This window comes from Amycolatopsis sp. FU40, assembly GCF_021903635.1.
Taxonomy (GTDB): Bacteria; Actinomycetota; Actinomycetes; order Mycobacteriales; family Pseudonocardiaceae; genus Amycolatopsis; species Amycolatopsis dendrobii.
Map to the genome: position 1 here is coordinate 1,773,708 of NZ_CP091381.1, position 18,245 is coordinate 1,791,952.

The window sequence follows — 18,245 nt, forward strand, 5'->3', positions numbered from 1 at the left end:
CGGATTCGGCGGTCAATTGGTATATGCCTTGCCGGTGCTGGGATTCCTCGCGCGTTCGGCGCTCAGCCGACTTTCGTAGGGAATGTCCCGGGTGCCGTACGAATGTCGGAAGAGTCCGGGCTGCGCAATGGCCGGGCGGAGGGGGAAGAGCGATTCCCCGGCGGGCGCGCGTTCGGCGGTGCCCGCTGCGGGTGGGCGAGGTGCTGCCCGGCGAACTCGATGGGCTCGCGGCGTCGACCCGCCGGACCAGAGCGCCGCCCGACCTGATTCCCGGACTCCCGGAACCTGTTCGCTGACTGGGACGACGTCGATGCCTCAGCGAGGTCCGGGCCGGCACCCCTCCGGCCCTGTCATGGCCGCGCACACTTCGGCGGCCGCTGTCCACAGTCCGAAATGGCCGGTCGCGACGGTCCGGCACACCATCCCCTGTTCCCGGGCGCGGGCAGACATAGCCGAGAAAGGAGAGTGCTCGCCGAAAAGAACGCAGCGGCCAGGCGGCCGCGGGCCGGCAGACGGCGGCGGCAAGGGTTCTTCGTGGCTGGCGAGGTCGATCGGCCGCAGCCGGGAGACCACGTCGGCGTGGGTGAACCCGAGCGCGTCGAGCCCGAACGGCGGCACGGTCCGGCCCGGCGGGTCGTGGGAACGCGCCGCCTCGGCGAACAGCCGACGCAGCATCGGCATCAGGTCGAACGCGGATTCACCGGGCGAGGGAAGGAAAGCGTCGAGATAGATCGCTTCGCGCACCTGCTCCGGATGCGCGTCCGCGACCCCGGCGACGACCATTCCGCCGTAACTGTGGCCGACGAGGACGACCTGGTCTTCCAGCAGCAGCGCGACTTCGTCGAGGTGCTGCACCAAGCCTGGGCCAGTGAGCGTGGGCGCGGCAACGGTGTGCCCTTGTTCGGACAACCGCGCCGCGATCCGGTCCCATACCCAACCGCCGCACCACGAGCCGTGCACCAGGACGTAGTGGCTCACGGCGTGGGCACTTTCGCGACGACGTCGACCTCGACCAGCACATCGGGGGCGAACAGTGCGGCGACCCCGACCATCGTGCTCGCCGGCGCTGTGGGCACGCCTTCGCGCAGCGCGCCGAAGAGGCCGGAGATCAGCTCGGGGCGGTAGTCCACGACGTAGACGGTTTCCTTGACGACATCCTCGCGTCCGCAACCGACCGCGGCGAGCGCGATGTCGAGGTTCTGCGCGATCCGCCGCATCTGGGTCGCGTGGTCCTCGCCGCACAGGTTCCCGTGCTCGTCCCAGGCGACTTGCCCGGAAAGGAAAGCGAGGTCGCCGACGCGCACGACCGGAGTGAAGGCCCCGGGAGAGCGGTGGAGTCCGGCGGGCGTCAGGTGCTCGGTCATCGCCGCACCGCCGCTCCGGCCCAGTCGGTGATCGCGGCTTCCCGGAGCGCGGCGTCCGGCGGATCGGTTGCGCGGCGGACCCACGCGATGTGTCCGTCGGGCCGGACGAGGAGTTCGCTGAGGTTCTCGGGTCTGGTGCCGGCCACCGTGATCCGGTCTTTCCACCCCTCGGCGACCTGTTCCGCGCCGTCCCCGAAGTAAGCGAAGGTGCCGCTGTGCACCAGATCCGCGCCTTCCGGCCCGAACATCCGGCCGGTCGCGCGGGCGCCGATGAGCGGGTCGCCCTCCGGTGCCGGATAGGACGTCGACAGCGCGGACACCAGACCGGCCAGCCGGGCGTTGACCTCGGGGATTTCGAGCAGCGAATCCAGCAGTCCGCGCAGCGCGGCGACCGGGCGCCGGTAGCCGGGAACCAGGGTGAGTTCCAGCAGCAGCGTCTGGGCCCGGGTGTTGTCGGTGACGAGCTGCCCCGCCGGGAACCGCTCCGCGTGGTAGGTGTCGAGCAGGCCCGGCGGCGCCCAGCCGGTGATCTCGGCGGCGAGTTTCCAGCCGAGGTTCATCGCGTCCTGCAAACCGGTGTTGAGGCCCTGGCCCGCCGCCGGGAAATGGATGTGCGCCGCGTCGCCCGCGACGAAAACGCGGCCGGACCGGTAATTCTCGGCCAGCCGCGTGGCGTTGCCGAACCGCGAAAGCCAGCGCGGCTCCGCGATGCCGAAGGACGTCCCCGTCAGCTCCACCAGCGTCGCGCGGAACTCCTCGAAGGTCACGGGTTCCGTTGCCGGGACACGCATCCGCTCCGGACTGGTGACCACGATGCGGGTCAGTCCTCCGGAAAGCGGGGCGATCAGCAGGGGAGTCCGTCCGGCCGCGGCGATCGCCTCCTGGTCGGCGACGGCGAAGTCGCCGAGCATCGAGCTCATCGTGCCGTCCGAGCCCGGGAAACGGATGCCGGCTGACTCCCGGACCTTGCTCCGGCCCCCGTCGCAGCCCACGAGATACGCGGCGCGCAGCCGGAAGTCCCCGTCCGGCCCGATGCCCGCGACGTCGACCCCGTTGTCGTCCTGGGCCAGCGACACGACTTCGTGCCCGTAGGAGATTTCGGCGCCGAGTTCCCGTGCGCGTTCTTCGAGCAGTTGCTCGGTCCGCGCCTGCTCCAGAAACAGCGTGTAGCCGTGGCGAGTGTCCAGCACGGAGAAGTCGAGCCTCCGCGACAGCCCGGCGAAATGCCAGCCCGGCACGGTTCGGCCCTGGGCGAGAAACCGGTCGGCGATGCCGCGCAGCTCGAGGATCTCGATGCTGCGCGGATGCAGCGTGAGCGCGCGCGACTGCCCGTGCCGCGCTTGCTGTCGTTCGAGGATCCGGACCCGCACTCCGGCCAGCGCCAGTTCGGCCCCGAGCAGCAGCCCAGTCGGGCCCGCCCCGCTGATCACGACATCGGTGTCCACAACCGCCTCCACTATTTTCCGAACGATGTTCATTTAAGCCTGCCGTCAGTGTCCTGAGGAAGCGCGAAGCTGTCAAACACGCTGCTAGGCTCACCTCGACATGACCGCGCACCAGCCCCGCACCCGAGGACGTCCGCCCGCCGCCGACCGGGCCCACGTCACCGCCGCCGCGCTCCGGCTGCTCGACGAAGAGGGCCTCGACGCGCTCACCATGCGAAAACTGGCCACGGCGGTCGGCGTCCAAGCGGGCACGCTCTACGGCTACTTCCCGACCAAAACGGCCTTGCTGACCGCGATGGCCGAGTCGATGCTGAACGGCTGCCGCGCCGCCGCCGACGGAATCGCCGATCCGCGCGAACGGGTGCTGGCCCTCGCGAGAAGCCTGCGCACCGCGCTCCTGTCCTATCGCGACGGTGCGCGGGTGTACGCGGGCACGCACGCCGTCGGACCGAACACCCTAGGCTTCGCCGAAGCCCTCAACGGCGCTTTGCGAGAGTCCGGCCTCGACGCCGCGGCGGCGATGAAAACCGCACTGCTGGTCCTGCACTTCGCGACCGGCCACGCCCTCGAGGAACAAGCAGCGATCCAGTCCGGCCCCGACCTGCCCGCCGGCATCGACCGCCTGCGCGAGGCGATCCAGGACGGGGGTTATCCGCATCTCGCCGAGGCACAGGACCATCTGACCGGAGCGGACTTCGCCGAACTTTTCGAGCAGGGCTTGCGCTTGCTCACCGCGGACCTGCCCTGACGGCCGGGTTTCACCGTGCTGTCCACGGTTCCGGTGCCGGGCTTGAGGAACGGGTCGCGTCCCGGACCTGCCCGTCGGCATCGGCCGCCAGCGCGAGGCGATCCGGTGCGAGGGTTATCCACGTATCGGCGAGGCGCAGGATTGCCTGACCGCAGCGGCCCTGCCCGAAGGGCGGATTTCACCGCACTGTCCACGGTTCCCGCGCGTCGTGGGCCCGGCTTGAGAAACGGGCAGCGACCCAGTTCTGCCCGGACCCGCCCTGTCGGCCGGATTTCACCGTGTTGCCAACGCCTCCGGGGCGTTGTGGGCCCGCCGGTAAGCCAGCGGCGACAGACCCAGGTTGGCGTGGAAATGCTTGCGCAGCGCGACCGGATCGCCGAAACCGCACGCGGTCGCGATGCGCGCGACGGGCAGGCCGGTGGTCTCCAGCAGCAGCCGGGCGTGCGCGAGCCGTTGCTGTGCCAGCCATTTCAGCGGGCTGCTGCCGACCTCGCTGCGGAATCGCCGGGTGAAGGTGCGCGCGCTCATGTGCGAATGCCGCGCCATGTCGTCGAGGGTGATCGGTTCGGCCAGCCGGTCCAGCGCCCACTGCCGGGTCGCCGACGTCGAGCGGTCGGCGTCGTGCGGAACCGGGTGCTCGATGAACTGCGCTTGCCCGCCCTCCCGCCACGGCGCCACCACACACCGGCGCGCGGCGGCCGATGCCACTGCCGCGCCGTGGTCTCGGCGGACCAAGTGCAGGCATAAGTCGATACCGGCCGCTCCGCCCGCGGAGGTGAGGATGCGGCCGTTGTCGACGAACAGCACATCCGGGTCGACTTCGACCTGGGGGAACAGCCGTGCCAGCGCGTCGCACAGGGCCCAGTGCGTGGTGGCCCGCGCGCCGTCCAGCAGGCCGGCCGCCGCGAGGAGGAACGCCGAGGTGCACAGGCTGACGATGCGGGTCCGCGGCCCGATCCGGTCCAGCGCGGCGGCGATGTCCCCGGGAAGTTCGCCGGTCGCCAGCAGGTGTTCGCCGGGCTCCTGGGTGGCGAGCACGACGGTGTCCGCGGTCTCCAGCGCCGATTCGTCGTGCTCGACGACGATCCGGTAGTCCTCGTGCGTGCGCACCGGACGGCCGCCGAGCGAGCAGGTCGCGACGGAGTACAGCCGGGTCCCGTCCGGTTCGCAGGCCTCGTTGAACACCCGCGCCGGGATGCCCAGGTCCAGGGGCAGGACACCGTCGAGGGCGAGAACTGCGACACGATGCGGCATGGCTGGAATAGTACGATAGGTGTCTTCCCGGCCACTCACTCCTCGCCGCGAACGCGGGCCACTCTGGTCTGGCGCCGCAGTCCCGGCGCGCGATCAGCGACAGGAATGAGCGAGAACACCATGAGCGAGCACATGCGGGCGATCACCATCCGGGAGTTCGGCGGGCCGGAGGTGCTGACCGCCGAGCAGGTCGCGCGACCCGAGCCGCTGCCGACCGAGGTGCTGGTGCGCGTGCGCGCCGCCGGAGTCAACCCGGTGGACTGGAAGACCCGCGAAGGCCACGGGATGGCGGGAATGCAGACGTTCCCGCTGGTCTTGGGCTGGGACGTCTCCGGCGTCGTCGAAGAGGCCGGCTTCGGCGTCACCACCCTCGCGCCGGGCGACGAGGTCTACGCCATGCCTTGGTTCCCTCGCGCCGCGGGCGGTTACGCCGAGTTCGTCACGGCCCCGGCCCGGCAGTGGGCTCGGAAGCCAGCCAGCCTCGACCACGTGCACGCGGCCGCCGTGCCGCTGGCGGCGTTGACCGCGTGGCAGGCGTTGGCCGACACGGCTCAGGTGCAGGCCGGACAGCGAGTCCTGATCACGGCCGCTGCCGGCGGGGTGGGCCACTTCGCGGTCCAGTTCGCGCGGCACCTCGGCGCCCACGTGATCGCCACCGCCAGCGCCGCCCGGCACGCGTGGCTCGAGGAACTCGGCGCCGTCGAGACCATCGACTACACCACGACCCGCTTCGAGGACGTCGCCAACGACGTGGACGTCGTCATCGACCTGATCGGCGACGCGAAGGACCAGACCAGTACCCGCTCGCTCAAGACGGTGCGCCCCGGCGGCCTGCTGGTCGCCGTCCCCTCCGGTGTTTCGCCGGAACTGGCCCAGGCAGCGAAAGCCGCTGGTGTGCGCGTCACGCCGTTCCTCGTCGAGCCGGACGGCACCGCGCTGACCACGATCGCGGGCCTGATCGACGCGGGGGAGGTCGCCGTCGAGGTGGAGGAAACCTTCCCGCTGGACCAGGCGGCGGAGGCGCATGCCCGCGGCGCGGCCGGTCGCACCCGCGGCAAGCTCGTCCTCACTGTCGCGGAGTAGGGGGAGCACGACCGGATGGATAGAGTTCGCGGATGGCGGTGCTGGAGATCTCCGATCTGGTGGCGGAGTGGGATCCGTCGACCGGCGAACGCCTTCCGGTCCTCCGGGCGGACGTGGTCGCCGCGCTGCGCGCGGCCGGTGATGAACGGGCGGCCCGGATCGTGCGGCGGATCCCCGTCCTCGGCGAGGTATTGGATCCCGCGGCGGTGGACCGGCTGCTGATCCGGGCCCACACCGAGTTGCAGCGGCTCAACGAGGAAGTGCGGATGGCGCAGCGCTTCGCTGAACTGCTGGCGCCGATCCTCGCCGCGGTCCGGGCGCGGGGGATCCGCCCGCGGGTGGTGGACATCGGCTGCGGGTTGGGGTTCATCGTGCGCAGCCTGGCCAGTTCCGGTGTGCTCGGCCGCGACGTCGACCTGGTGGGTGTGGATTTCAACCGCGCTCTCGTGGCCGAAGCGAGCAGACTGGCCGAAGACGAGCGACTCCCGTGCGCGTTCGTGTGCGGGGACGCGTTCGCGCTGGCCGAGGACGCCACCGTGTACCTGTCCAGCGGGGTGCTGCACCATTTCCCGGCCGACGCGCTGCCGGATTTCTTTCGCGCCCAAGACCGCGCGGGCACGGAGGCGTTCATCCACTACGACCTCGCCGCGACCCGGCTGGCGCCGTTCGGCGCCTGGCTGTTCCACCGGGCCCGGATGCGGGAACCGCTGGGACGGCACGACGGCGTCGCCTCCGCGCGGCGCGCCCACGGCGACCCGGTGCTGCTGTCGGCCGCCGCGCACGCGGCCGGGATGGAAACGTTTCTCTTCGAAGCGACCAGGTACACCAACCCGCTCTGCGCGGCGATGCGTCCGGTTGTCGGCCTCCGTCCGCAGCTGACCGGCGACGTCCTTCGCGCGCTGGGACGCCGCGCCCGCGGGCTGGCTCCAGCGAGATGACCGTGCTGGTTCCGCTTTCGCTGGGCACACTCGCGCTCATCGACGCCGCTCTCGCCGGGTTCCGGGCCGCGACCGGACGCAACGCCCGGATCCGCAAGCGCGCCTACTACCTGACCGCCTCCCGCCGGGGCCTGGCGAGCGGTGCCGCAGGCCTCGGCTTGCCGGCGTTGCTGATCGCGGCGACCTTGCCGTTCTCGTCGGACCCCGGCGCCCGGTACGCCGGACTGGTCGGCGCGGGTGCCCGGATGCTGCAGGTGCTGACCCCGTTCGCGGTGGTCGTGGTGCTTTCGCTGCTGGCGTACTGGCTGCTGCCGATGCGGGGGAGCACGTTCGTGATCCTGATCGGGCTCGGGCCGTTCACGCTGGCGAGGCCGGCGGTCGTGCTCGTCGCTGTGGTGTGGTCGGCGGCACCGTCGGGCGACTGGCTCGTCTGGGCGGTCGCGCTCGCGGCGGCGGTTGCTGTGCTGGCGGTGGAGCCGATGGTCCACCGGCGCTGGTACCGGAATCCCGGGTGAGCGTTGTGCCGATGCCGGAATAGCACGACCCGGTGAACACGGCTGGCGTGATCGGGTTCTCCGGCGAATAGTTCAGCAACAGCGGAAATGCGCACCGAAAGGTCTTGAGTCCCGGGAGGAAGTGACGTCCGGCGGTGGGCGTCTTGCGCTGCGCGCGGTGGAATCGGGATCCTGGGCTCGTCGGGGACGCCGGGGAGGAGCTGGGCGATGGACGACGTGGAGCTGACGCATCGCGAATGCGTCCGGCTGCTCCGGTCACCCGAACGGGGCCGTCGCGGGATTGTCGCGATCGACGGGCTGAAGCCGGTCGATCGGGTCTGCCTTCTCCTCGACGCGGGGGACGTGCTGATCCCGACCGGGCCGGACAGCGGGCTGGTGCGGGCCGCGGCGTTGCGCCCGGTTTCGCTGGAGTTCACCGATCGGGGCAAAGACGGGCAGTTGCGGTGGACCGTCCGCGGGATCGGGCTCGCCCGGCCGATGACCGGGCTCGACGTTCCGCATCCGGTGCCGCGCAGCACCGTGCTCGCCGCGGCGCCCGACGCGTTCCGCAACGGGGTCCGGGTCGTCGTGGCCCGGTACCGCGGCAACCGGTCCGCGATTCCCTCGCCGCGCGTCGGCTGAGAAGGCCGCGCGGCGGGCTTGGTAACCGTTTGGCGACGCCGCCGCACGGCCCAACCCAGGCGGTTGCGACCGGATAAGATGCGTTTGCCTGAAATCAGTTGTTCATGCGTTTCGCGAGCGGCTGGGTGATCAGGAGGGGGACTGCGAGGCGAAGCCGGGCCGTGCACAGGCGGCCGGGCCGCCGAGCGGCGGCGTCATTCAGTCGGAAGGAACCATGAGCGCACCTGTCAGCATCGCGAGAACCAACGTCAAGACCTTGACGTTCATCACCATCTGGATCCTCGTTGCCGGCGACGTATTGCTGGGCACGGGATTCATCATGCTCATCACCGCGCCGCCGCACAGCGGAGCCAACATCGGCGCCGGGGGAGCCTTCACCTTCGGCCTCGGCGGGACCGTGGCGGGCCTGCTGATCGGCATGGGGACAGCGGTGGCCGCGCTGCGGGTCCGGAGGCGCGAGGGGCGCCGCGACGCGCATCTGCTGGCCTGGGAGAAGCGTCTCCGGCGCTTGACGGCGGCCGCGGTCGGCCTGGTCACGATCGGGGGCCTCGTGCTGTGCTGGGCGACTGTCGTTTTCATGCAGGGACGCGTCGGAAGCGGCATCGTCAATTCTTACTCGCTTTTCGTGACCGGTATGTGCATCGCTGGGTGCGGTTTGCTCGCCGGGACCCCGCACACGCTGTACTGGCTGTCGCGCCAGCGGACCCGCCGCCATTTCGCGCGCCGGGCATAGCGGTCACGCGGGCCGCATCGTCCGCATGGTGCGCTCGAACTCCCAAAAGGCCCGCACCGCAAGGATTTTGCCTTCGTCGTCGACCCGGTAGACGAACACTCCTTCGGCTTCGAGCACCTGCCCGCCGTTCTGGCTGCGGACCTGGCCGGTGAAGGCGACCTCGTTTCCGCAGGCGAAGGAGTCGTCGAAGAGGAACTCGACCGACTCGCTGGGCGCGATCGCGCGGTCCCAGAACGCCGAAATGGCGTCGCGGCCGCGATGCCCGGCGCCTTCCGGGTCGAACAGCGAAGGGCCGACCGGGTCCTCCACGAGGGCGTCCGCGGCGAACAGCGCCAGCCAGGCCTCCTTGTCCCGCCTCCGCACGGCGGCGTGCAAGGCCTGGCTGGCGGTGCGAGCGGGATGGGCGGTGGTCATCGAGCCTCCTGGGGTCGATCGTCGCTAGCCTGGGAACCATGGTGTTCGACTCCACGCGGCTGGATCTGCGGCCGTACGCCGGGTTCGCCATGGAGCGGTACGTCCGGCGCACGTATTGCAGCTGGGAGGACGCCGGCTGGGAGTCCCTGCTCGTACAGCGGTTCGAGCACGTCCCCGTCGCCGAGGAAATGGCGTTGCCCGCCGCGGCGGATCTGCATTTGGTGTTGCCGGTCGGGAGAAGCGCGGAGATGGAGACGTGCCGGGGCGGCCGGTGGGGGCGCACTCCGTGGACGCCGGGGCGCGTCGAGCTGGTGCTTCCGGACCAGCCCGCTGTGCGGCGTTACCGGGCGACGGGCGTGCTGGACAGCGTGCAGGTCCACATTCCGCGCGGCACCGTCGACGCGACCGCGGCGCAGCTCGGCGGCGGCGCGGTGGACTTCGCTGCCGTGGCCGCGTCGCTGGCGGCGGGGGATCCGCTGGTCGAGGAGATCATCCGAGCCGTCGGCGCCGCGGGCGGGGCCGACGACCTGTACGCCGAGTCCGCGGCGGCGTTCCTGACGATGCAACTGCTCACCCGGCACACCCGGCGGTCCGCTCGCGCCGCACCGGGGCGGGAGAACGCGCGGGTCCGGGCGGTCGCCGCGGCGATGCGCGAGCGGCTCGCCGAGCCGATCAGCCTGGCCGACCTCGCCGGCGAGGCGCATCTGAGCGTCTACCACCTGGTCCGGGTCTTCAAGGAAGCGACCGGGGAGACGCCGTACCGGTATCTGACCCGGTTGCGGATCGACGAGGCGAAACGGCTGCTGCGCGGCACCGAGCTGACCATCGCCCAGATCGCCGGGCGCTGCGGATTCGCCAGCCCGGCCGCGCTGTCGACGGCCTTCCTGCGGCACACCGGGACGCGGCCCTCGGCGTACCGCGATTCCTGACGGGCCCGGCATCAGGGCTTGCGCTGGTGCCGGAACGCGTCCCGGATCTCGGACACCAGCAGATCCGGCTGCTCCAGGCCGGGGAAGTGGCCGCCGCGGTCGAGTTCGTGCCAGGAGCGCAGGTCGAGGTAGCGGCGTTCGGCCCAGTGGCGGACGGTCGGCCAGGGATCGGCCGGGAAGATCGAGCAGGCGGTCGGCACGGTCACCGGCTGCGCGTTCTCCGCTTCCGCGCTGCGGGCCACCCAGCGCATCGCCTCCCAGTACCAGCGCGAAGACGACGCGCCGGTGCCGGTCAGCCAGTACAGCGCGATGGTGTCGATCTGCTGCGCAATGCTTACCCCGCCGCCGGATTCGGGCCGGGTGTCGGAGTAGGCGGCGAATTTCTCGCCCAGCCACGCGGCCAGCCCGGCGGGGGAGTCGAGCAGCGAGTAGCCCAGGGTCTGCGGGCGGGTGCTCATCTGCATCCCGAAGCCGTAGCCGTCGGCGAGGTGCAGGTTTCGCCGGTCCAGGACGCGTTGTTCGGCCGGGCCGGGCGCGAGCAGGTCGTCGGGCAGGGGCGAGGCGATCGGCATCGTCAGGTGCAGGCCCGCGACGCGTTCGGGGACGAGACGGGCGAGTTCGGTGCTCACGAACGCGCCCCAATCCCCGCCGTGGGCGCCGAACCGCGGATAGCCGAGCACGGTCATCAGCCGCGCCCACGCCCGTGCGGTACGGCCGGGATTCCAGCCCTGTTCGCGCGGCCGGTCGCTGAACCCGAACCCCGGCAGCGCCGGAATCACCAGGTGGAAGGCGTCGCGCGCGGAACCGCCGTGCGCGGCCGGATCGCTCAGCGGGCCGATGACGTCCTCGAACTCGAGAATCGAACCGGGCCAGCCGTGCGTCAGCACCAGCGGAAGCGCGTCCGGCTCGGGGGAACGCACGTGCCAGAACGCGATCCCCAAGCCGTCGAGGACGATCCGGTAGTGCGGGATGGCGTTCCACCGCTCCTGCCGCGCGGGCCAGTCGTGCTCGCGCCAAGCCGTCAGCAGGGTCGACAGCTGCGCCAGCTGGATGCCTTGGGCCGCGTCCGGCACGGTCTCGTGCTCGGGAAGGCGGACCCGGTCCAGTCTGGCGCGCAGATCGGCGAGGTCCGCGTCGTCGACGCGAACGGCGAAGCGTTCGGGGGCGGGCGTCTCGCCCGCAGAAATGTCAGCCACGCAATGAACCGTAGGGCCGGGGGCGCGCTCGCCTCAATGTCCGATATTGCTGTGTGTGAGTCAATAATTGCTGTGCGGCAGCCCGGCAGCCCGGCAGCCCGGCAGCCCGGCAGCCCGGCGGTCCGCGCGGTGCGCCCGCTGGCGTCAATTATCTCGCCGGCCGGACGGTACACAATAAGCCCAGAAAATATGTAGTCGATTATTTTCCCTTGCTGAATCATTTTTCCGGACGATGTAACGGGAGGCGTTTCCCTCTCGATTACGAACTGATCAGTCGAACGAATCCCCGGATGGGAAGCGCATGTCGACAGAAAATGATCTCCACTTCGCCGAATCTTATGTCGTGGTGCGCGAAAAGCGACGGCGGGTGCCGTGGCCGCTGCTGACCGTGACCGCCGTTGTCGTGCTGGGCTTGTACTCCTGGTGGCTCGGCCCGGTCGCGCTGGTGGCGCCATGGGATAATTTCATCCTGCTGGACGGCGGTTACCGGATCGCGCAAGGGCAGGTGCCCGGAACAGATTTCTCTAATGCCATCGGCCCGCTCGTCTATGTGCTCGCTTCGCTCGGCATGCAGATGCAGGCGGTACCGTCATTTGCCGCAGTGACCTACGGCTGTTTGCTGTTTCTTCCGATCGCGACGGTGCTCGCCGGATATGTCGCGCACCGGCGGTTGCCCGGCGGGTACGCGACCGGGTTTACCGTATTCATGGCTTTGCTCGTCATTTCCGTCCGGCCGCCGGGGTACTCTCCGGGCACGACGACGTACGCGATGCTCTACAACAAGTTCGGCTGGCTGCTTTACTCCGCGCTTTTGCTCGCTGTATCAGTCCCTCCGCGCACCCGGCGCCCGCTGGCCGACGGCGCCGCGATCGGCCTGATGCTCGGTTTGCTCGCCTACGACAAGGCCAACTTCTTCCTGATGGGCGTGCTCGCTGTCGTCCTCGGACTGGTCCTGCGGACCCTCGCCGCCCGCGCGCTAGCCGGTGCGGCCGGCGGATTCGCGCTGGTCGTCGTGGTGTTCTGGCTGGGTTTCGGGATCGGCCCAGTCGGCTACGCGAGCGACGTCGCGACGGCGTTCGCCGCGCAGGGCGCCGGGAAGCGGCTCGGCCTGCTGCTGCACAGCATCGCCTACAACGCGCCAGTCGGGGCGCTCGCTTTGCTCGTCGTCGCCGGTCTTTTCTGGCTCGCCCGGCGGCGCGGAGAACCGGCCCGGCCGTGGCGGCTGCTCGTGCTCACCCTGTTCGTGCTCGGCTCGAGCGTGGTCATTTCCGCTGCCGACAGCCCGGAGAAGTCCGACCTCGCCGCGCTCGCCGTCATCCCGCTCGTGCTGGTGGCGGCGCTGAAACCGGAGTTGCCGCGCTGGAGCGGAGGAGACGGCCGGCGCCGGATGCCGGTGCCGCTGCTCGCCGGGCTCGTCCTGCTGCTCGTCGCGACGACCGCGCCGATAGCCGGGAAAGACGCGTTGGCGCTCGGCATCAGCGCGGCCCGCCGGGAGGTCGTCGCGGCGCCGCCGCCGTCGCAACGGATTGCCAGCCCGCATCTCGGCGACTTCGTCGTCCCGGCGGACGCGACGTGGCAGACCGCCTACCGCACCGCGTCCGCGGTCCCGTCGATGCTCGACGACGGCCTCGCGTTGCTGCGCCGCCACATCCGGCCCGGCGACCGCGTGGTCAGCATGTCCTTGGCCAACCCCTTCGCCTTCGCGCTCGACCTGACGCCGGCGACCGGCGGCCCGCTCTGGTGGGACCTGGGGATCAGCTTCGACGAGCGCACGCACCCGGCGGCCGAGCAGGTCTTCGGGGAAGCGCAGTGGGTCATGGTGCCCAAGCTGCGGCCCGGGCAGGGTTGTTGCCAGGACACCGTCGAGGCGATGACCCGCGTCTACGGCGGTTACCTGGCGGACAATTTCCGGCTTGCCGAGTCCACAGAGGATTGGACGCTTTTGACGCGCAGTTGAACAGCTCTTGACCTTCGAGGCTAAGCTCCCTGTCGTGGACACGGGTGGCTACCGGGCCGTGGTGACCGGGATCCTCGGCTCCGCGTCGCACGAAACCTCCGCCCGGCTCGAGCAGTTCTGGGCCGCGGCGCGCGCGGACGGCGTCGAGGGCGTCGTGATCGATGTCTTCGTCGACCAGGACGGCGAGGGCCCGTTCGACGTCTGGGCCCGGTTCGAGGGACGCGACGCGTTCGCGCTCGACCGCCGGTTCGGCGACGAGCGGCATCTTTTCGGTGTGGCGTGGGGCGAAGACGGCTGGGAGCCTGGCGTTCCGCCGCGGCCGAGCGGGTGGACGCGCGACGACCTCGAAGCTGCCGTCGTCGAGGTGGTGGCGCAGTGGATCACGCCGCTCGTCCCGGCCGGAGCGCCCGAGGGCTTCTGGCGGATCGGGTCCCCGTGAGCGCGCGATCGCCGGGAAGCCTGTCGTTCCGGGCCGTCTACGGCGACCCGGCGATTCCGACGGCCGTGATTTCCGAGCTGGCCCGGCTCAAAGCCGGCTTGCGTCCGCTGGACTGGCAGTTCGGCTACGACCTGTTCGTGACCGTCGGCGGCGACCTCACTGTCGTCACCGAGCCGACCGCCCTGCTCCGCCCCCGGGTGATGCTCGCCGAACGCAGGGCGAGCGGCGAGCTGCGCCTCAACAGCGACGACGTCCTGCGGACGACGGACCCGGCGGCCCTGTTGCGGCCGGCGGTGCATGACGCGCTCGGCGAACTCGTCACGCGGGTAGCTCGGCGGGTCCCCGGATTCGACGCGGAGTCCGAGCGTGCCCGCTTCGCTTTTCTCCGAAGCTCCGCCGTGGAGGGAACGCCGTCGTGACGCGCCCGGACATCGTGACCTACGACGGTCTTCCGGCCGGCGCGGACGCACCGGGAATGGCGCGTCCGCGAGGACAGCGTGGACGCCGTCCTCACCGCACTCGACGATGCCGAGCCGGACGCCGTCACCCGATACGGCCGGTCCGCGGCCTGCCTGGTGCTGAACGCTCCCGTGCGGCTCGTCGACCCGGCCGGCCGCGAACCGTACGCCGGAGTGTCCGAAGAGGACACCGGCCGGTTCGCGGTCGACGGATACGGCCGGACGCTCGGCGCCTCCCGAGTGCGGGCGACGATCGGGTCCGCCGCTTCCTCGCTGTCGCTGTGGCTTTCGTTCCCGGCCGACGACCGCCTGAGCGCCGCGGCCGCGCAGGTGCAGAAGCACGCACCAGTGCGTCTCGCGGCGAAACACTGGCGACGCTGGACGCCGGGCCGGGACGAAGCCGGCTACCGGTCGGGCAAGATCCCGTCGCCGGTCGCTCGGTGAGCAGCTTCGGCGGGAAATGCTCTTTTCGAGCGAAATCGCGTCTTCCGGTGAATTGACGCACCGAGCGGAGAGTAATTCCGCAAAGGGGCTCGTGCGGAAATAAGAACGATGGTCGGCGGCAGGCCGCCGGAATGGCTGGCGAGACGCGGCAGCTGTCTGTTCGCCGGGCTTGACAGACTCCGCTATCGTTCGCCGCGAACCGCTGCCGCTCCGCCGGAGGGCGTGCGAGCGCAGGGCAAAGCTGCCTTTTCCGCTGGTGCCGGTGTTCAACTGGTTGCCCCGGACCGCCCGAACGGACGAGTTGTTTGCCGCCGGTTGCGGTGAAGAGTTTGCCGTTGCTAGGGTCATCTTGTTGGTTAAGGCCGAAATGCCCGGGAAGAACTGGGGTCGTTTCCGAGCGCGTTTCGCTGTCCGGCCTCCGCAATCGCGGAGCAGGCCCGGGTCCGTCCGATCCCTCGTTCTTCTTTTCCGCTGTCCGAATATCGTGAGGGAGCGCTGATGGTGCAGCCGGGTCGTCCGCCGCGGGACGGCATGCGCGGCGAGTCCGGGGCGTGCGCGGACTGGGCGCGGGCCGAACTGGAAGGCTGCCCGGTCGAACAGGTCGCGGTGGCCGGGCTTTCCGTGTCGGGATGGGTGCGCGGCGGGGGCGGGGACGACGCCCACGTCGGCCTGCTCGCGGAAACCGAGGCGGACCTGCCGCCGATCGTCGTGCACGTGCCGTCGATGCGCGTCGTCGACGGGGTGCACCGCGTGCGCGCCGCGGCGGCCCGGGGCCGTGCGAGCGTCGCCGCGGTGCTGTACGCGGGCAGCGCGGCGGACGCTTTCGTGCTGTCGGTGTGGCTGAACCGCGTGCACGGGCTGCCGCTGGACCGCGTCGACCGGCGCGCGGCGGCGGAGCGGATCCTTGTCTCGCACGGACATTGGTCGGACCGCAGGATCGCGGCGGCGGTCGGATTGGCCGCGGGAACGGTGGCCGGTCTGCGCGGCCGTTCGACTGGCCAGAATGATCAGTTGGACAGACGGGTGGGCCGCGACGGCCGGGGCCGCCCGGTGAACGCCGCGGCGGGCCGCCGGCTCGCCGGGAAACTGCTGACCGAGGAGCCGGGCGCGTCGCTGCGCTCGGTGGCCCGGCGCGCCGGGGTTTCCCCGGCCACGGTGCAGGACGTGCGGCGGCGGCTGAGCGCCGGGGACGATCCGGTGCCCGCGCAGCGCCGCGGTTCGCCGCCGCCGCGCCGGGTCCAGTCCTGGGCGGTCTCGGCCGCGGAGCTGCGCCGGGCGCTGGAGCAGATGAAACGGGATCCCGCGCTGCGGTTGAGCGAATCCGGCCGGGCGCTGCTGCGGTGGCTGGACCGGCACGCCGCGGGCATCGCCGAATGGGGCCAGCTCGTGCAGGCGGTGCCGAGCCACTGCCGCGCGCTGGTGGCGGAATTCGCCAGGGTGTACGCGGCGGCCTGGGCGGATCTGGCCGGTTCGCTGGAGAACAGCGGCGCGGCCGGGCTCGAGACCGCCCGGGGCTAGGGAATGCGGTGCCGCAGGTGATTCCGTTCTCGAGGACCGCACTGGCGCGCTGGCGGCCGGACGCGGGACCGCTGGGGGTTAGGGGAAAAATGTGATGCTGCATCTGATTCCGGTGAGCGGAGCCACTGCCGAGGACCTCGAGGACCGCACCGTCGCGCTGGCCGCCGAACTGGAGACCGCCGCGGGCGGGCTCGCCGCGGTGGCCAAGGCGATGCCGCTGGATCCGGCGCACCGCCACCGGCGCTGTGTGCTCGCCTACGACACCGCGCACGCGCTGGCCACGGTCCGGGACCGGGACACGCGCTGGCTGCTGACCCGGTCGCCGTCCGGCAGCGAACCGGCGGCGGCCGGGACGCCGTCGGTCGCCGTGCTGTTCGCCGGGTTCGGCAAGCTGTCGGTGGTGCGCGGGTCGGATCTGTACGACCGGCTCGGCCGGTTCCGCGCGGTGGCCGACCGGCTCGGCGAGCTCCTCGTGGCCGAGTTCGGCGTGGACCCCCGGCAGGCGATGTTCGCCCCGGCGGGCGATCCGCGGTCGGCGGAGTACGAGGAGCTGCTGCGCCGCAACACGATCGGGCATCCGGCGCTGTTCGTGCTGGAGTACGCGCTGCTGCGGGTGTGGCGGGACTGGGGCGTCGAACCGGCGGCGATGCTGTCGCACAGTCTCGGCGAGTACGTCGCCGCCACGGTCGCCGGGGTGCTGGAGGCCGAGGACGCGCTGCGGCTGATCGTGCGCCGCGCGCTGATGGTCGACGAGCTGCCGCAGGGCCGGATGCTCGCGGTCTCGCTGTCCAGGGAAGAGCTGGAACCCTATCTGCGCGAAGGGCTTTGGCTCGCCGCGACGAACGGGCCCGACGTGAGCATCGCCGCCGGCGGCACCGCCGACACCGAGGAACTGCGCGCCCGGCTGGCCGCCGACGGCATCCGCTGCGGGATGCTCGACACCACCCACGCCTTCCACACGCCGAAACTCGAGCCGGTCCGCCCGCGCCTGGTCGAGGCGGCCGCGTCGATGACGAGGAAGCCGCCGCGGCTGCGGTACGTCTCGTGCCTGACCGGCACCCGGCTGAACCCGCGCCAGGCCACCGATCCCGAGCACTGGGGACGGCACATGTGCTCGCCGGTGCTGTTCGCCGAGGGGCTGCGCGCGCTGTGGCGCCGTCCGCCCGGCGCGGTGCTGGAGATCGGGCCCGAACAGACCGCGCTGAACATGGCCACCCGTTTTCTCGCGGCGAGCGGAGCCGAACCCGCGCCCGTGGTGGCGTCGCTGGCGCCGTCGCCGTACTGGGAATCCCACACCGACAGCCTGCTGGCCGCCGCCGCCCGGCTGTGGCTGGAAGGCGTCCCGGTGAACTGGGACGCGATCCGGTCCGACCGGGCCGCGGCGGAGAACTGACACCTCTGGACAGGAGCGCACGGCATGGCCGGAACGACCCGCAATCCCTGGACGCTCACGCCGCAGCCGAGGCCCGGCGCGGCGCTGCGGCTGATCTGCCTGCCGCACGCGGGCGGCGGCGCGGCGGCCTACCGGGACTGGCCGGGCTGCTTCAGCAGCGACGTCGAAGTCACCCTGGTGCAGCTGCCCGGCCGCGAGAACCGGATGTTCGAGACCCCGCACTCCCGGATGGACACCCTGGTCCCGGAGCTGGCCGAGCAGCTCGGCCCGCTCACCGCGGACCGGTACGCGCTGTTCGGGCACAGCATGGGCGCGCTCGTCGCGTTCGAACTGAGCAGGCGCCTCGCGGCGGACCGGCGGCCGGAGGTGCTGATCGTGTCCGGGCACCACGCCCCGCACCTGGAGCGCACCGGCCCGCACCGGCACGCGCTGTCGGAGGCCGAACTCGTCGCCGCGCTGCACGAACTGGGCGGGCTGTCGCCGGAGGTGCTCGAGAACCCCGAGTACCTGAAGCTGGTGCTGCCCACGGTTCGCGCCGATCTGGCGGTGGTGGAGGAGTACAGCTGGCCGGGCGGGGAACCGCTGGACCACGACCTGGTCGCGCTGGGCGGGGCGGAGGACCGGATGGTGCCGCCCGCCGACCTGCGCGCGTGGGAGCGGCACACGACGGGACGGTTCAGCCACCGGGTTTTTCCGGGCGGGCATTTCTTTTTGCAGGAGCACCTGGCCGACGTGGTCGACGAGGTGCGGCGTGCGCTTGTTCCGGGGGAGCGGCGGGTGGCGCGGTAGCGTGCCG

The 18,245-nt window shown here is 71.3% G+C and carries 20 protein-coding genes; 14 read left to right on the top strand and 6 right to left on the bottom strand.

Going from position 1 to position 18,245, the window contains the following annotated elements; genetic code table 11:
* Positions 1–315: 315 nt before the first annotated feature.
* The 3 genes from L3Q65_RS09230 to L3Q65_RS09240 are packed head-to-tail and all read right to left on the bottom strand — an operon-like array spanning position 316 to position 2,842.
* The gene (locus tag L3Q65_RS09230; RefSeq protein WP_237599339.1) at positions 316–978 is read right to left on the bottom strand and encodes an alpha/beta fold hydrolase; all 663 of its coding nucleotides are present in this window, start codon (positions 976–978) and stop codon (positions 316–318) included.
* Positions 975–1,364: a RidA family protein gene (locus tag L3Q65_RS09235; protein ID WP_220508277.1), complete on the bottom strand. Its 390-nt coding sequence runs from the start codon at positions 1,362–1,364 to the stop codon at positions 975–977. Before L3Q65_RS09235 ends, L3Q65_RS09230 begins: the two co-directional genes overlap by 4 nt.
* Positions 1,361–2,842, bottom strand: a complete 1,482-nt coding sequence (locus L3Q65_RS09240; RefSeq protein WP_237599340.1) for an FAD-dependent monooxygenase — start codon at positions 2,840–2,842, stop codon at positions 1,361–1,363. The genes L3Q65_RS09235 and L3Q65_RS09240 overlap by 4 nt, the downstream gene beginning before the upstream one ends.
* Before the next feature lie 67 nt (positions 2,843–2,909).
* On the opposite strand from L3Q65_RS09240, the gene L3Q65_RS09245 reads away from it, so the two are divergent.
* A complete protein-coding gene (locus L3Q65_RS09245; protein ID WP_237599341.1) occupies positions 2,910–3,557 on the top strand; it encodes a TetR/AcrR family transcriptional regulator in 648 nt (215 codons plus the stop codon).
* A gap of 273 nt (positions 3,558–3,830) precedes the next feature.
* Here L3Q65_RS09245 and L3Q65_RS09250 read toward each other — a convergent pair whose 3' ends face one another.
* On the bottom strand, positions 3,831–4,811 hold the full coding sequence (locus L3Q65_RS09250; protein ID WP_237599342.1) for a GlxA family transcriptional regulator: 981 nt from the start codon (positions 4,809–4,811) through the stop codon (positions 3,831–3,833).
* 132 nt (positions 4,812–4,943) lie between these two features.
* On the opposite strand from L3Q65_RS09250, the gene L3Q65_RS09255 reads away from it, so the two are divergent.
* The 5 genes from L3Q65_RS09255 to L3Q65_RS09275 all read left to right on the top strand — a co-directional run bounded on the left by L3Q65_RS09255 (position 4,944) and on the right by L3Q65_RS09275 (position 8,701).
* Positions 4,944–5,894 carry an NADP-dependent oxidoreductase gene (locus L3Q65_RS09255; RefSeq protein WP_220508311.1) on the top strand — a complete coding sequence of 317 codons (951 nt, stop codon included), beginning with the start codon at positions 4,944–4,946 and terminating at the stop codon, positions 5,892–5,894.
* Between the two features lie 32 nt (positions 5,895–5,926).
* Entirely contained in the window at positions 5,927–6,832 is a 906-nt protein-coding gene (locus tag L3Q65_RS09260; RefSeq protein WP_237599343.1) for a class I SAM-dependent methyltransferase, read from the top strand.
* The gene (locus L3Q65_RS09265; RefSeq protein WP_237599344.1) at positions 6,829–7,347 is read left to right on the top strand and encodes an oxidoreductase; all 519 of its coding nucleotides are present in this window, start codon (positions 6,829–6,831) and stop codon (positions 7,345–7,347) included. Before L3Q65_RS09260 ends, L3Q65_RS09265 begins: the two co-directional genes overlap by 4 nt.
* A 207-nt stretch (positions 7,348–7,554) precedes the next feature.
* Entirely contained in the window at positions 7,555–7,968 is a 414-nt protein-coding gene (locus L3Q65_RS09270; RefSeq protein ID WP_182895144.1) for a hypothetical protein, read from the top strand.
* Between the two features lie 214 nt (positions 7,969–8,182).
* Positions 8,183–8,701, top strand: a complete 519-nt coding sequence (locus L3Q65_RS09275) for a hypothetical protein (RefSeq protein ID WP_237599345.1) — start codon at positions 8,183–8,185, stop codon at positions 8,699–8,701.
* Positions 8,702–8,704: 3 nt separating this feature from the next.
* Here L3Q65_RS09275 and L3Q65_RS09280 read toward each other — a convergent pair whose 3' ends face one another.
* Positions 8,705–9,115, bottom strand: a complete 411-nt coding sequence (locus L3Q65_RS09280) for a nuclear transport factor 2 family protein (RefSeq protein ID WP_182895146.1) — start codon at positions 9,113–9,115, stop codon at positions 8,705–8,707.
* 38 nt (positions 9,116–9,153) lie between these two features.
* On the opposite strand from L3Q65_RS09280, the gene L3Q65_RS09285 reads away from it, so the two are divergent.
* Positions 9,154–10,044 carry a helix-turn-helix transcriptional regulator gene (locus L3Q65_RS09285; protein WP_237599346.1) on the top strand — a complete coding sequence of 297 codons (891 nt, stop codon included), beginning with the start codon at positions 9,154–9,156 and terminating at the stop codon, positions 10,042–10,044.
* Between the two features lie 11 nt (positions 10,045–10,055).
* Here the strand turns inward: L3Q65_RS09285 and L3Q65_RS09290 are convergent, their stop codons facing one another.
* Positions 10,056–11,240, bottom strand: coding sequence for an epoxide hydrolase family protein (locus L3Q65_RS09290; protein ID WP_237599347.1), 1,185 nt, complete (start codon positions 11,238–11,240; stop codon positions 10,056–10,058).
* Positions 11,241–11,541: 301 nt separating this feature from the next.
* Between L3Q65_RS09290 and L3Q65_RS09295 the strand changes: the two genes are divergently transcribed.
* From L3Q65_RS09295 to L3Q65_RS09325, 7 genes are all read left to right on the top strand, one after another.
* Entirely contained in the window at positions 11,542–13,197 is a 1,656-nt protein-coding gene (locus L3Q65_RS09295; RefSeq protein WP_237599348.1) for a hypothetical protein, read from the top strand.
* 34 nt (positions 13,198–13,231) lie between these two features.
* The gene (locus L3Q65_RS09300; protein ID WP_237599349.1) at positions 13,232–13,636 is read left to right on the top strand and encodes a DUF6389 family protein; all 405 of its coding nucleotides are present in this window, start codon (positions 13,232–13,234) and stop codon (positions 13,634–13,636) included.
* Positions 13,633–14,055, top strand: a complete 423-nt coding sequence (locus L3Q65_RS09305) for a hypothetical protein (RefSeq protein WP_237599350.1) — start codon at positions 13,633–13,635, stop codon at positions 14,053–14,055. Before L3Q65_RS09300 ends, L3Q65_RS09305 begins: the two co-directional genes overlap by 4 nt.
* 78 nt (positions 14,056–14,133) lie before the next feature.
* Positions 14,134–14,538 (top strand): hypothetical protein, encoded by a 405-nt coding sequence (locus L3Q65_RS09310; RefSeq protein WP_182895150.1) that lies wholly within the window; start codon positions 14,134–14,136, stop codon positions 14,536–14,538.
* Between the two features lie 498 nt (positions 14,539–15,036).
* On the top strand, positions 15,037–16,056 hold the full coding sequence (locus tag L3Q65_RS09315; RefSeq protein WP_182895151.1) for a streptomycin biosynthesis protein: 1,020 nt from the start codon (positions 15,037–15,039) through the stop codon (positions 16,054–16,056).
* A 94-nt stretch (positions 16,057–16,150) separates the two neighbouring features.
* On the top strand, positions 16,151–17,449 hold the full coding sequence (locus L3Q65_RS09320; RefSeq protein WP_182895152.1) for an acyltransferase domain-containing protein: 1,299 nt from the start codon (positions 16,151–16,153) through the stop codon (positions 17,447–17,449).
* Between the two features lie 24 nt (positions 17,450–17,473).
* Entirely contained in the window at positions 17,474–18,238 is a 765-nt protein-coding gene (locus L3Q65_RS09325) for a thioesterase II family protein (protein WP_182895153.1), read from the top strand.
* Positions 18,239–18,245: the final 7 nt, after the last annotated feature.